Origin of the sequence: Mesorhizobium sp. WSM2561 (assembly GCF_000513915.1) — a bacterium.
In the GTDB taxonomy this organism is placed as follows: domain Bacteria; phylum Pseudomonadota; class Alphaproteobacteria; order Rhizobiales; family Rhizobiaceae; genus Mesorhizobium; species Mesorhizobium muleiense.
Genome location: NZ_AZUX01000074.1, coordinates 1 through 12,307, shown reverse-complemented (window position 1 = coordinate 12,307; position 12,307 = coordinate 1). Strand labels below are relative to the sequence as shown.

Below are 12,307 nucleotides of genomic sequence, written 5' to 3'. Positions count from 1 at the left end.
CGGATAGGGCAGTAGGGCAGTAGGGCAGTAGGGCAGTAGGGCAGTAGGGCAGTAGGGCAGTAGGGCAGTAGGGCAGTAGGGCAGTAGGGCAGTAGGAAAACGAAAGGCAAGCGGCGCGTCCGCGCAATCCTACTGACACTTTCTTCCTGCCCTATTCCCCTATTCCCCTATTCCCCTATTCCCCTATTCCCCTATTCCCCTATTCCCCTACTGCCCTACTGCCCTCCCTTACCTCACCACCCTCATCACCGTGCGGTCCGACAGCAGCGGCAACAGCCGGGCCATCGTGCGTGCTGTCACCGCGACGCAGCCTTGCGTCGGTGTGAAGTCGGGGCGGGCCAAATGAAAGAAGATGGCGCTGCCGCGTCCGCGGCGACGCGGCGCAATGTTCCAGTCGAGCACCAGGCAGGCGTCATAAAGCCGGTCGGCGCGCAGCATCCGCTCGTGGCTGGCGCCATAGGGGATCTTGACCGGACGGTTGTAGTTGCGGTCCTCAGGCACTTCGCACCAGCCGAGATCGCGACCGATCGGCGCCATCGCCAGCCGGGTTTTGCGGCCGCCGGGAAAATGATCGTTACGGAAATATCCCGACAGTATCCGCATCGACCCAAGCGGCGTGGCGCCATCGCCTTCGCGCTTGCCGGCCGATATGCCGCCGCGCCCCAGCGCACAGGAAAACACCAGTTTGCCAGCCTGCAGAAGTCCCTGGCTGGGGTGGCCGGGCCTGGCGCGCACGGTGAGAACGCGAAGCCCTTTTCGCAAAAATGCGCTCGCCTCATTGCACGCGCGTTTTTTCTTGTATGATCGTGCCACGGAACAAATCATTGTGATCGGCTGTTGTGCCGGTCAGCTTCCGCATAAACAGGCAGCGGTCAACTGAATTTTCTTTTCAAAACAACGGATTGATCCATGACTTCACGCACCATTCTGATCGTCGATGACGATGACGACCTGCGCGGCACGCTCGTCGAGCAATTGTCTCTCTATGAAGAATTCGACGTCCTGCAGGAATCAACCGCCGCCAAAGGCATCGCCACGGCCCGCGGCGGCATCATCGATCTGCTCATCATGGATGTCGGCCTCCCCGACATGGATGGCCGAGAGGCGGTGAAGATACTGCGCAAGGGCGGCTACAAGTCGCCTATCATCATGCTGACGGGACACGACACCGATTCCGACACGATTCTCGGCCTCGAAGCCGGCGCCAACGACTATGTGGTCAAGCCGTTCCGCTTCGCGGTTCTCCTGGCCCGCATCCGTGCCCAGCTTCGCCAGCATGAGCAGAGCGAAGACGCCACCTTTTCGGTCGGCCCCTACACTTTCAAGCCTAGCCAGAAGCTTCTGATCGACCAGCGCGGCGCCAAGGTGCGGCTGACCGAAAAGGAAGCCTCGATCATCAAGTATCTCTATCGCGCCGACCAGAAGGTGGTGACGCGCGACGTGCTGCTCGAGGAAGTGTGGGGCTACAATTCCGGCGTCACCACGCACACGTTGGAAACCCATGTCTATCGGCTGCGCCAGAAGATCGAGCGCGATCCTTCCAACGCAGAAATTCTTGTGACAGAAAGTGGTGGCTACAAGCTGGTTCCTTAAACATTTAATCATTCAATCAGCGGTTAGGGGAGGCGCCGCTTTCGGGTACGATCCTGAGACTGGAGGTGGTTCTGGATCGAGCTCGCTGACGCAACGGCCCAAAAAACCGGATTCGTTTTTTGGAAAGCCCGGTGCGTCGATTTCAAAGCGTTTAGAGCGTCCTTTGCCGCGTCCAAAGGAACGCTCGGCGCTCCAATGGAGGGATTGGACTGGCCGTTCGGGGACACAGCTAGATGGCGTTGGATGACGACATCCGCATCCTGTCCGCCGTGAGGCTCTTCGAGAGCTTCACGGAGGAACAGCTGCGTCTGCTCGCCTTTGGCGCGGAAACCACCAGGCTGCAGGCCGACCACAAGCTCTACCGCGAGGACGACGAGGCCGATTGCGCCTATATCGTGGTCAGCGGGCGCATCGTGCTGTATCGCGAGCAGGATGGCGCCCGCGTCCCGATAGGCACGGCCGGCCCCGGTACGATGCTGAGCGAACTGGCGCTGATCGCCGACACCAACAGGCTGACCAGCGCATCCGCCGAGATCGATTCGGAAGTGCTGCGGCTCAGCCGCAAGATGTTCCACCGCATCCTGGAGGAATATCCCGATATCGCGGTCCACCTGCACCAGCGCATCTCCGAGGATTTTCTGGCAATGATCCGCCGCATCGAGAAGCTGGCGCCGCGTTTCGACGACTGACACCGGATGCTTTTGCAACTCGCTCTCGCAACAGACCGTGAAAGCCAATCGGATCAGGGGCGGCAGGGGCTGAGGCGTGTCGAGATTCAGATCAGGCCGAGCCGAGAATGGTGGGATCCGAGAACCGGAGCGGAGCGTACTTTTGGGTACGTGAGCACCGGCCTACGCCGGCCGTAGCCTTTAACTGCTGCGACCGCTCATCAGTGCTTCGGCCGGCGAAGGCCGGAAGCGCAGGAAACCGTTATTCGCAGGCCGGCCTCATCTGAATATCGATACACCTAATCCAGGTCGAACCGCGCTATGACCGGCACATGGTCCGACGGTCGTTGCCAGCCGCGCGCCGGCCGCAGGATCTCGTAGCCGGCAAAGCTCGGCACCAGGTTCGGCGACGACCAGACATGGTCGAGCCGCCGGCCACGATCCGACGCTTGCCAATCCTGCGCGCGATAGCTCCACCAGGTGTAGAGCTTCTGCTCGTAAGGCACGTTGAGCCGCATCAGGTCGACCCAGTCGCCGGCGAGCCGCATCGCCTCGAAATTTTCCGTCTCGACCGGCGTATGGCTGACCACTTTCAGGAGCTGCTTGTGCGACCAGACATCGTGTTCGAGCGGCGCGATGTTGAGGTCACCGACCAGGATCGAGCCGGACACTTCGTCGTGCTCGGCGCGGATGGCGTTCATTTCGGCGACGAAATCCAGCTTGTGCTTGAACTTGCGGTTGATAACGGGGTCGGGCTCGTCGCCGCCGGCCGGAACGTAGAAATTGTGCAGCAGGATCGCCTTGCCGCCGGCCCGCACGGTGACCGACAGATGTCGGCAGTCCTCGATCTCGCAGAAGCGGCGCTTTTCGACAATCGCGATCGGCCGGCGCGCCACCGTCGCCACGCCGTGATAGCCCTTCTGGCCGTGGAAGGCGATGTGCTGATAGCCGAGCTTGCGAAACGCCTTCTCAGGAAACAGTTCGTCCGGAACTTTGGTTTCCTGCAGGCAGAGCACGTCCGGTGCCTGTTCGACAAGCAGGCGTTCGACGAGCGGCATGCGCAGGCGGACGGAATTGATGTTCCAGGTCGCGATCGAAAAGGGCATGTTTGGGATTCCGGGACAGCGCAAGGTCCGCCAGATGGGTCCGACGGAAAGTCAATCCCGGAAACTACTGCCAGCCGCGCATCGCAAAAACAAGCCGGCCGCGCTCGAAGCGCGGCCCGGGCTGGCACCAGGATTCGCTGAGATTCAGGCCAGGCCGAGTCGAGAATGGTGGGTTCCGAGAACCGGAGCGGAGCGTACTTAAAGTACGTGAGCACCGGAAGCGCAGGAAACCGCCATTCGCGGGCCGGCCTCACCTGAATAACAGCGGATCCTACCGCGACTTGGTGTTCAGTTCGCGGTTGGCCGTGTAGTCGATGGCAAAGGTGTCGGGGGCGAAGCTTACGCCTTCCCTGACGTTGAAGATCATCACCGTCGTGTCCTTGCCTTGCGCGTCGGTGATCGTCCACTGGCGCAATTCGTAGGTTTTCGGATCGAACATCATGGTGATCTTCGAACTGCCGAACACCGATTTGTCGGCGAGTTGGATGGTGGTGACGTCGTTCTCTTCCTTGACGCTTTTGACGCGGCCGCCGGAGAGGTCGATCCTGGTGTCGAGCAGCAGCTTGAGCGGCGTTTTCGACAATGGGTAAAGATCGGACGTTTTCAGCCGCTTGTTGAGGATGACCACCGACTTGCCGTCGGAAATCACCCGGAAATTCGACGTCCCATCATAGTTGAAGCGTATCTTGCCCGGCCGTTCCAGAAAGAACTTGCCGCCGGTCTGCTCGCCCTTGGGTCCGAACTGCACGAATTCGCCGGCCATCGATTTGACCGAGGAAAAATGGTCGGCGATCTTCTGCGCGGTGGCTGGCACCGCCGCTTGCGCCGACGCCAGCAACTGGACCCCGGGCACGACATTGATGGCCGCGGCACCTGCCAGCACCAGACCGAGGCCAAGCAGTTGGCGGCGGGTCGGGGCAAAATCGCTGATCGTGGCGAAAGAAGAGTTTTTCATGCCGGTTACTCTCGTCTGGTTCATCTGTTGTCGCAGTGTTTGGCCCCCCAGTTGGGCTTAAGTTTGGCGGCCGAACAGCGCTTGGTCGTTGCAAACGCGCCAGAAGGTTCAAAGTTGCTGCCGTCAGGTTGCAGCCGCGAAAATCCTGTCGGCTTGGCGAGCAGATCAGAACTTGTCGTCCTCCGTCGGCACCAGAATTTCGCGTTTTCCGGCATGGTTGGCCGGGCCGACAATGCCTTCCTTCTCCATCTTCTCGATGATCGAGGCGGCGCGGTTGTAGCCGATGCCGAGCCGGCGCTGGATGTAGCTGGTCGAGGCCTTGCCGTCACGCAGCACCACCGCAACCGCCTGGTCGTAGGGATCATCGGAATCCTCGAAATTGCCGCCGCCACTGCCCGAGCCACCCTTGCCCGACGGCTCGTCGTCGTCCTCGTCGTCATCCTCGGTTATGGCATCGAGATATTCCGGCACGCCCTGCAGCTTCAGATGCGCGACGATCTTCTCGACCTCGTCATCGGAAACGAAGGGACCGTGAACGCGCTGGATGCGGCCGCCGCCGGCCATGTAGAGCATGTCGCCCATGCCGAGCAGCTGTTCGGCGCCCTGCTCGCCCAGAATGGTGCGGCTGTCGATCTTCGACGTCACCTGGAAGGAGATGCGGGTCGGGAAGTTGGCCTTGATCGTGCCGGTGATGACGTCGACCGACGGCCGCTGCGTCGCCATGATGACGTGGATGCCGGCGGCGCGCGCCATCTGCGCCAGGCGCTGCACCGCGCCTTCGATGTCCTTGCCGGCGACCATCATCAAATCGGCCATCTCGTCGATGATGACGACGATGTAAGGCATTGGCTCGAGATCGAGGTTTTCCGTCTCATAGACCGCTTCGCCGGTCTGGCGGTCGAAGCCGGTCTGCACGGTGCGCGAGATTTTTTCGCCCTTCTTCTCGGCCTGTTGCACCCGCGCGTTGAAACCGTCGATGTTGCGGACGCCGACCTTGGACATTTTGCGGTAGCGGTCCTCCATCTCGCGCACGGTCCATTTCAGCGCCACCACCGCCTTCTTCGGATCGGTGACGACAGGCGTCAGAAGATGCGGGATGCCGTCATAGACCGAGAGCTCGAGCATTTTCGGGTCGATCATGATCAGCCGGCAGTCCTGTGGCGTCAGTCGGTAGAGCAGCGACAGGATCATGGTGTTGATGGCGACCGACTTGCCCGAGCCGGTGGTGCCGGCGACCAGCACGTGCGGCATCTTGGCGATGTCGACGATGACCGCCTCGCCATTGATGGTCTTGCCGAGCGCCAGCGCCAGCTTGGCCTTGGCGGTCTCGAAATCGCGGCTGGCCATGATTTCCCTGAGATAGACGGTCTCGCGCTTGGCGTTCGGCAGCTCGATGCCAATGGCGTTGCGGCCCGGCACCACGGCAACGCGGCAGGCGATCGCGCTCATCGATCGGGCGATGTCGTCGGACAGGCCGATGACCCGCGACGATTTGATGCCGGGCGCCGGTTCCAGCTCATAGAGCGTGACGACCGGGCCGGGGCGGACATGGATGATCTCGCCCTTGACGCCGAAATCCTCCAGCACGCCTTCGAGGAGGCGGGCATTCTGCTCGAGCGCGTCCTTGGACAGGCTGGCGTCGCGCACGACGTTCTTCGGCTCGGACAGGAAATGCAGCGACGGCATTTCGAATTGTTCGGAGCCGATCAGCGAGGACTGCGCTTCGCGCTGGACGCGCGCGCCGGGAACCGGCCGCGGCGCCGGCGCCGCGACGCGGGTGGCGGCATCGGAGCGGAACGGCTGCACCTTCGCATTGGGCGCAGCGCTGCGCGCGGGCTCCGGTGCAAAATCCATGTCATCGTCATCGTCGAAAACATCGGCGTCGTCGAGCGAGGCGCTCCGGTCGTTGACCATGGCGGCGAAGAATTCCGGCTCGACGCGGGCGCGGCCATCGGCACTCATCCGCGATTCGGCGAATTCGGCCGATTCGACCCGTTCGGCAGCGCGCCGCCAGGCGCTGGCGCGCGGCTCCGGTTCGAAATCGTCGCGCTCGCGGCGGCGGGCGGCGCGGCGGCGGAGGTAGGCCCGCAACGACAGCCACCAATGCGTGATCGCGCCTAGCGCCAGAATGCCCTCGTCGCCCTCATCCTCGTCATTGTCGAAAAGCAGATCGTCCTGGTCCCTCGGATCGGCTGCGGCCGGTTGCTCCAAGACGGCGAAACCGTTCTTGCGTGCAATCAGCGCCGAGCCGTAGGCAAACAGCCACAGTGCCGGCGCGGCCAGAAGCACGGCGAGCACGCTGGCGATGAGACCGGTCGGATAGCCGCCGACGACGAGGCCGGGGATCTTGAGCACCATGTCGCCGAACACGCCGCCGAGACCGGTCGGCAACGGCCAGGTCTTGGGCGGCACCACGCAGCCGGCCATGGCCGCGGCAAGCACCGCGTAGCCGAACCAGGCGAGCCCGCGCTTCGGCAGCCTGTCGATGCCGCGCGCCGAAAACAGCAGAAATCCCCAGACCACCGCCGGGACCAGCGCCGCGACCGCAGCAAGGCCGAAGAACTGCATGGCCAGGTCGGAGAAGACAGCGCCCACATAGCCCATGGCGTTGGTGACGATGTTGTCGGTGGCGTGGGAGAAGCTTGGGTCGGCGACGTTCCAGGTGGCGAGGCTGGCGACGCCGAAGGCGACCAGCGCAAACAGGCCGGCGCCGAGCAGCCGGCCGACCTGACGCCGCGCGAACGCCTGGATGCCGTGCCCCGTATCGGCCAGCGCAAGCGGTGCTGAAGCCCCTGAACGCATTCGTCGTTCCCCGTCTGTCATGGACTGGCCGGACGCATGACGCACTCCGGCAGATTCGGATGCCAGACTATCGGCGGGAAGGTTAAGGCCGCATTAACCATGGGTGCGTGCCGGCGCTCCCCGAGTGGAAACCGGTCACACAAATGGCGGGCACGCTGGCCCGCCGTCATTTGGATCGGCAGGTCGATCAGGCCTCAACCTGACCGCCGGGACCTTGTCGCGCCCGCGCGTCCTTTTGGGCGGCCGCTCCAACACGAATTTTATTGGAGCATGATCCTTTCCGAACCCAAGTTCGGGGTCATGCGTTCGGGATCATGCGCTAGTTGGCGCCGCCGAGCGCCTGCACGTTTACGCAGAACTCGGCATCGCCCAAGGTCGATCAAGCGCCTGATCAAGCGATTGTGACCGAGCCAGGACTGCCACCGGCGCGGCGTTGCACGAGAAAAAGAGGCCCGGAACCGGTCCGGGCCTCAATGCGTGAGCCCTTTTCGGGAGCGTCACGACGGGAGGGAAGGTGTTGGGCGGCCGGGGCCGCCCCAGACAAGACTTACGGGTGGCAAGGCTTACGGATGATAGGCCGCTTCGCCATGCGCGGTGAGGTCGAGCCCTTCGCGCTCTGCATCGGCTGTCGGGCGCAGGCCTACGATCATATCGACGATTTTGTACAGGATGGCGCTGCCGATACCCGACCACAGGACGGTTACCAGGACACCCTTGAACTGCGACCACAACTGGGTCGCCGTGCCGGCATAGCCGGCGGCGAAGTCGGCCGTCGAATAATCGACGATGCCGGCGCCGCCGAGGGCGGGATTGACCAGGATGCCGGTGCCGAGCGCGCCGATGATGCCGCCGACGCAGTGGATGCCGAAGACATCGAGGCTGTCGTCGTAGCCGAACTTGTTCTTCACGACCGAGACGAAGAAGTAGCAGACGCAGCTGGCGACGATGCCGAGCACGATGACGCCCATCGGTCCGCCAAAGCCGGCGGCGGGCGTGACGGCGACAAGGCCGGTAACAGCGCCGGAAACCGCGCCAAGCATGGAGGCTTTGCCGCGCAGCAGCGTTTCGAGCACGATCCAGGTCACTGCCGCCGCCGCTGTGGCGACGAAGGTGTTGACCATGGCCAGCACCGCATAGGCGTTGGCTTCGAGGTTCGAACCGGCGTTGAAGCCGAACCAGCCGACCCACAGCAGCGACGCGCCGACCATGGTCAGTGTCATCGAATGCGGCGCCATGACGTCCTTGTTGTAGCCGATGCGCTTGCCGATCATCAGAGCGCCGACAAGGCCGGCGATGCCCGCATTGATGTGAACGACGGTGCCGCCGGCGAAGTCGATGGCGCCGAAGCTGAAGATGAGCCCCGACGGGTCGCTGTAAGCGCTCGGGCCGCCCCAGAACCAGACCATATGCGCGATCGGGAAGTAGACGAATGTGACCCACAGGATGGTGAAAAGGATCACGGCCGAAAACTTGACCCGTTCGGCGAAGGCGCCGACGATCAGGGCAGGCGTGATGCAGGCGAAGCTCATCTGGAAGATGACGAACACCAGTTCAGGAATGGCGACGCCCTTGGTAAAAGTTTCCGACACCGTCGTCACGTCGACGCCGGCGAGAAACATCTTGGAAAGGCCGCCGACGAAGGCGTTGCCGGGGGTGAAGGCAAGGCTGTAGCCGTAGAAAACCCAGACGATCATGACCACGCTGGTGATGGTGAAGACCTGCATCAGCACCGACAGCATATTCTTGGCCCGAACCAGGCCGCCGTAGAAAAGGGCAAGGCCGGGAATGGTCATCAGCAGCACCAGGATGGTGGAGATCATCATCCACGTCGTGTCGCCCTTGTCGACGGTAAAGGCCGGCGCTGCTGGCGCGGCCGGAGCGGCCGGCGCCGCTTCCTGCGCGAATGCGGCGACCGTGCCCAGCGCTGCGATAGCGAGTGAGCCCAGCAGCGCGGTGCGCGCCGCCGACTTCAAAGTAGAAGGAATATTCATTGAACTCTCCATTGGAATACGTTTCCGCAGCTCAAAGCGCGTCGGTGTCTGTTTCGCCGGTGCGAATGCGCACCGCCTGGTCGATGCCGAAAACGAAGATCTTGCCGTCGCCGATCTGACCGGTCTTGGCCGCCGCAGTGATGGCTTCGACGGCCTTGTCGACCATGTCCAGGCCGACCGCGACTTCGATCTTGATCTTCGGCAGGAAGCTGACCGCGTATTCCGCCCCGCGATAGATTTCCGTGTGTCCCTTCTGACGCCCGTAGCCTTTGACTTCGGTGACGGTCAGGCCCTGGATGCCGACTGCGGTGAGCGCTTCGCGCACCTCGTCAAGCTTGAACGGCTTGATGATTGCCATCACGATTTTCATAAGGTTTCACCCTTTACTGTTGCGGGTCCCCGCGTTTGCACGACTTCGCCGATCCCCCATGAGAGCCGGAGAGTGCCCGCTAGGATTCAAGCTCCGTGCCAGTTGCCGAAGCAGGGCGTTAAGCTGCTGTTAAATAACGACTTGGGGAAGGTTTGTCGTCTGACTGTTCATAGTCGCGGCAGCGCAGCTGATTAAAAAATAGGCAATTTTGCAGAATTGCCTATTCCGCGGGCGGCCGCTTCAGCCTGATCAGGCCTTCCTGGGCAACCGAGGCGATCAACGTGCCGTCGCGGGCAAACAGCGACCCGCGCGTGAACCCCCGCGACCCTTGCGTCGACGGGCTGTCCTGCGTGTAGAGCATCCAGTCGTCGAGTGGATGGCTGCGATGGAACCACATCGCGTGATCGAGGCTCGCCGCCTGGATGTCGCTATCGAAGATGGCGCGGCCATGCGCAAAGGTCGAGGTATCGAGCAGCGTCATGTCGGAAAGATAGGCAAGCACGGCCGCCTGCGCGGCGCGATCGCCCGGAACCGGGCCGGTCGTGCGGATCCAGATGTTCTGTTTCGGCTCCAGCTTCTCCCGGCTGGTGTAATGCTCCAGCATCACCGGCTTCATCTCGATCGGCCGGTCACGCTCCCAGTAACGCCTGATGCCGTCGGGCACGGCCGCGCCGAACTTGCCGATCAATTCGCGCTGCGACAGCAATGTGTCGGGCGCCGGCACGTCCAGCGGCATCGGGACCTGGTGCTCGAGACCGACCTCGTCCTGCTGGAACGAGGCTTCCAGCGAAAAGATCGCCTGGCCGTGCTGGACCGCCACGACGCGCCGCGTGGTGAAGGAGCCGCCGTCGCGGATACGGTCGACCTGGTAGATGATCGGCACCTTGGTGTCGCCCGGCCGCATGAAATAGCCGTGCAGCGAATGGACGTGGCGTTCGGGCTCGACCGTTCGCTGGGCGGCGACCAGCGCCTGGGCGATGGTCTGGCCGCCGAAGACACGCTGCCAGTCGAGTTTGGGGCTGCGACCACGGTACAGGTTGTGTTCCAGCTGCTCGAGGTCGAGAATGCCGAGAAGCTCGTCCATGGCCGCCGTCATGTTTCGCGCCCTCGTGTCGTTTTGATTCCGAAGTTCGCCTTAATTTCGATATTTCACTCGAAGCGAGCTTCAGAAGCCGCAAAAGTGTTATGGCGGTTTCCGACAGGAATGACGGGCAGTCAAGGCCGGAAAGGAATTTGGCCGGAAAGGAATTTGCCATGGTCGACAAGGCGGATGCAAAAAACCGAACCGCGCTCGACATTCTGGTCGCCGGCGCCGGCTATGTCGGCCTTGCCGCCGCCGTATCGCTGAAACAGGCACGACCGAGCCTGGCGGTCGCTGTCGTCGACGCCGCGCCCGCCGGCATCTGGCAAAAGGACGGCCGCGCCTCGGCGATCGCCGCTGCCGCTTGCCGCATGCTCGACCAACTCGGCGTCTGGGCCGAAATCGCCCCCGAGGCGCAGGCGATCACCGAGATGATCGTCACCGATTCGCGCGCTTCCGATCCGCTGCGCCCGGTGTTTCTCACGTTCGATGGCGAGGTCGCGCCTGGCGAAGCGTTTGCGCATATGGTCGCCAACAGGGATTTAAACGGCGCCTTGCGCCGGCGCGCTGAAACACTCGGCATCGACATCATCGAAGGCGTCGCCGTCAGTGCCTTCGACGTCAACGGTGCCGGCATCACCGTGCATCTTGCCGACGGCGCGACGCTGAAGGCGCGGCTGCTGATCGCCGCCGACGGCGTCAACTCGAAGCTGCGCGACATGGCCGGCATCAAGACGGTGAAATGGGACTACGGCCAGTCCGGCATCGTCTGCACCGTCGCGCATGATCGGCCGCATAATGGCCGCGCCGAAGAGCATTTTCTGCCAGCCGGCCCGTTCGCCACGCTGCCGCTCAAGTCGGACAAGGACGGCACCCACCGCTCGTCGATCGTCTGGGTCGAGCGGTCGGAAGATGCCGAAAAACTGGTCGACGGCGACGACCTCGTCTTCGAGCACGAACTGGAACAGCGGTTTGGCCTGAAGCTCGGCGAAATTCGCGTCGCCGACAGGCCGCGCGCCTGGCCGCTCGGCCTGACCATCGCCCGCGATTTCGTCGCGCCGCGCATTGCGCTCGCCGGCGACGCCGCCCACGGCATCCACCCGATCGCCGGTCAGGGCCTCAATCTCGGTTTTAAGGATGTCGCGGCGTTGGCCGAAGTGGTGGTCGAGGCCGACCGGCTCGGCCAGGATGTCGGCGCGCTCGATGTGCTCGAACGCTACCAGCAGTGGCGGCGTTTCGATACGCTGCAGATGGGCATCACCACCGATGTCCTGAACCGGCTGTTTTCCAACGACATCGGCCCGCTACGCGCCGTCCGCGACATCGGCCTCGGTCTCGTCGAACGCATGCCGCGGCTGAAGGATTTCTTCATCCGCCAGGCGTCCGGTCTGTCCGGCGACACGCCGAAACTGCTCAAGGGCGAGGCGATCTGAACCCGTCTGACAGGCCGGGATAACCTGAATACAAGCACACCCTTAGTTGACCTCGAAGCCGAGTTTCTGACGCAGCCGCAGTATCCTCTGGTCGGATATTTTTAGGGGTTGCTCACCAGCCTGCGCCGCGCGGTTCACCATCTGCAGCAAATCGTTTCGCTCAGTCACATCCAGACGTTCGCGCAGAAACGGCGCCAGTTTGTCGATGACGATCGTGGCATCGTCGATCTGTGACGCCGCCCATTTGGCGTAGACCACGGCCTCATCGGTCTTCTTGTCGTCCGCAATCTCCGAAATCACCGACCGAA

General features: G+C 62.9%; 10 protein-coding genes and 1 pseudogene. 3 read left to right on the top strand and 8 right to left on the bottom strand.

What is annotated here, in order from left to right:
- Window positions 1-228: 228 nt before the first annotated feature.
- Window positions 229-825: a L,D-transpeptidase gene (locus tag M727_RS0131705; RefSeq protein ID WP_027155920.1), complete on the bottom strand. Its 597-nt coding sequence runs from the start codon at window positions 823-825 to the stop codon at window positions 229-231.
- 84 nt (window positions 826-909) lie between these two features.
- On the opposite strand from M727_RS0131705, the gene M727_RS0131700 reads away from it, so the two are divergent.
- Both M727_RS0131700 and M727_RS0131695 read left to right on the top strand, forming a co-directional pair.
- A complete protein-coding gene (locus M727_RS0131700; protein ID WP_027155919.1) occupies window positions 910-1,593 on the top strand; it encodes a response regulator transcription factor in 684 nt (227 codons plus the stop codon).
- Window positions 1,594-1,826: 233 nt separating this feature from the next.
- Entirely contained in the window at window positions 1,827-2,282 is a 456-nt protein-coding gene (locus tag M727_RS0131695) for a cyclic nucleotide-binding domain-containing protein (RefSeq protein ID WP_023800566.1), read from the top strand.
- Between the two features lie 278 nt (window positions 2,283-2,560).
- Here M727_RS0131695 and M727_RS0131690 read toward each other — a convergent pair whose 3' ends face one another.
- The 6 genes from M727_RS0131690 to tesB form a co-directional block, all read right to left on the bottom strand.
- Entirely contained in the window at window positions 2,561-3,367 is an 807-nt protein-coding gene (locus M727_RS0131690) for an exodeoxyribonuclease III (RefSeq protein WP_027155918.1), read from the bottom strand.
- 271 nt (window positions 3,368-3,638) lie between these two features.
- On the bottom strand, window positions 3,639-4,322 hold the full coding sequence (locus M727_RS0131685) for an outer membrane lipoprotein carrier protein LolA (protein ID WP_027155917.1): 684 nt from the start codon (window positions 4,320-4,322) through the stop codon (window positions 3,639-3,641).
- Window positions 4,323-4,487: 165 nt separating this feature from the next.
- The gene (locus tag M727_RS0131680; RefSeq protein ID WP_027155916.1) at window positions 4,488-7,124 is read right to left on the bottom strand and encodes a DNA translocase FtsK; all 2,637 of its coding nucleotides are present in this window, start codon (window positions 7,122-7,124) and stop codon (window positions 4,488-4,490) included.
- A gap of 563 nt (window positions 7,125-7,687) precedes the next feature.
- Window positions 7,688-9,115: an ammonium transporter gene (locus M727_RS0131675; protein WP_027155915.1), complete on the bottom strand. Its 1,428-nt coding sequence runs from the start codon at window positions 9,113-9,115 to the stop codon at window positions 7,688-7,690.
- Window positions 9,116-9,146: 31 nt separating this feature from the next.
- On the bottom strand, window positions 9,147-9,485 hold the full coding sequence (locus M727_RS0131670; protein WP_023800571.1) for a P-II family nitrogen regulator: 339 nt from the start codon (window positions 9,483-9,485) through the stop codon (window positions 9,147-9,149).
- Between the two features lie 220 nt (window positions 9,486-9,705).
- The gene (tesB, locus tag M727_RS0131665; RefSeq protein WP_027155914.1) at window positions 9,706-10,581 is read right to left on the bottom strand and encodes an acyl-CoA thioesterase II; all 876 of its coding nucleotides are present in this window, start codon (window positions 10,579-10,581) and stop codon (window positions 9,706-9,708) included.
- A gap of 158 nt (window positions 10,582-10,739) precedes the next feature.
- On the opposite strand from tesB, the gene M727_RS0131660 reads away from it, so the two are divergent.
- Entirely contained in the window at window positions 10,740-11,999 is a 1,260-nt protein-coding gene (locus M727_RS0131660; protein WP_027155913.1) for a ubiquinone biosynthesis hydroxylase, read from the top strand.
- Window positions 12,000-12,041: 42 nt separating this feature from the next.
- Here the strand turns inward: M727_RS0131660 and M727_RS0131655 are convergent.
- Window positions 12,042-12,307: pseudogene (locus M727_RS0131655) on the bottom strand (hypothetical protein); the annotation flags it as partial.

Excerpts from the sequence above, each read along its gene's own strand:
- M727_RS0131675 (WP_027155915.1), bottom strand. The coding sequence starts at position 9,115 with ATGAATATTCCTTCTACTTTGAAGTCGGCGGCGCGCACCGCGCTGCTG.
- M727_RS0131660 (WP_027155913.1), top strand. The coding sequence starts at position 10,740 with ATGGTCGACAAGGCGGATGCAAAAAACCGAACCGCGCTCGACATTCTG.
- tesB (WP_027155914.1), bottom strand. The coding sequence starts at position 10,581 with ATGACGGCGGCCATGGACGAGCTTCTCGGCATTCTCGACCTCGAGCAG.
- M727_RS0131700 (WP_027155919.1), top strand. The coding sequence starts at position 910 with ATGACTTCACGCACCATTCTGATCGTCGATGACGATGACGACCTGCGC.
- M727_RS0131680 (WP_027155916.1), bottom strand. The coding sequence starts at position 7,124 with ATGCGTTCAGGGGCTTCAGCACCGCTTGCGCTGGCCGATACGGGGCAC.
- M727_RS0131690 (WP_027155918.1), bottom strand. The coding sequence starts at position 3,367 with ATGCCCTTTTCGATCGCGACCTGGAACATCAATTCCGTCCGCCTGCGC.
- M727_RS0131695 (WP_023800566.1), top strand. The coding sequence starts at position 1,827 with ATGGCGTTGGATGACGACATCCGCATCCTGTCCGCCGTGAGGCTCTTC.
- M727_RS0131705 (WP_027155920.1), bottom strand. The coding sequence starts at position 825 with ATGATTTGTTCCGTGGCACGATCATACAAGAAAAAACGCGCGTGCAAT.
- M727_RS0131670 (WP_023800571.1), bottom strand. The coding sequence starts at position 9,485 with ATGAAAATCGTGATGGCAATCATCAAGCCGTTCAAGCTTGACGAGGTG.
- M727_RS0131685 (WP_027155917.1), bottom strand. The coding sequence starts at position 4,322 with ATGAAAAACTCTTCTTTCGCCACGATCAGCGATTTTGCCCCGACCCGC.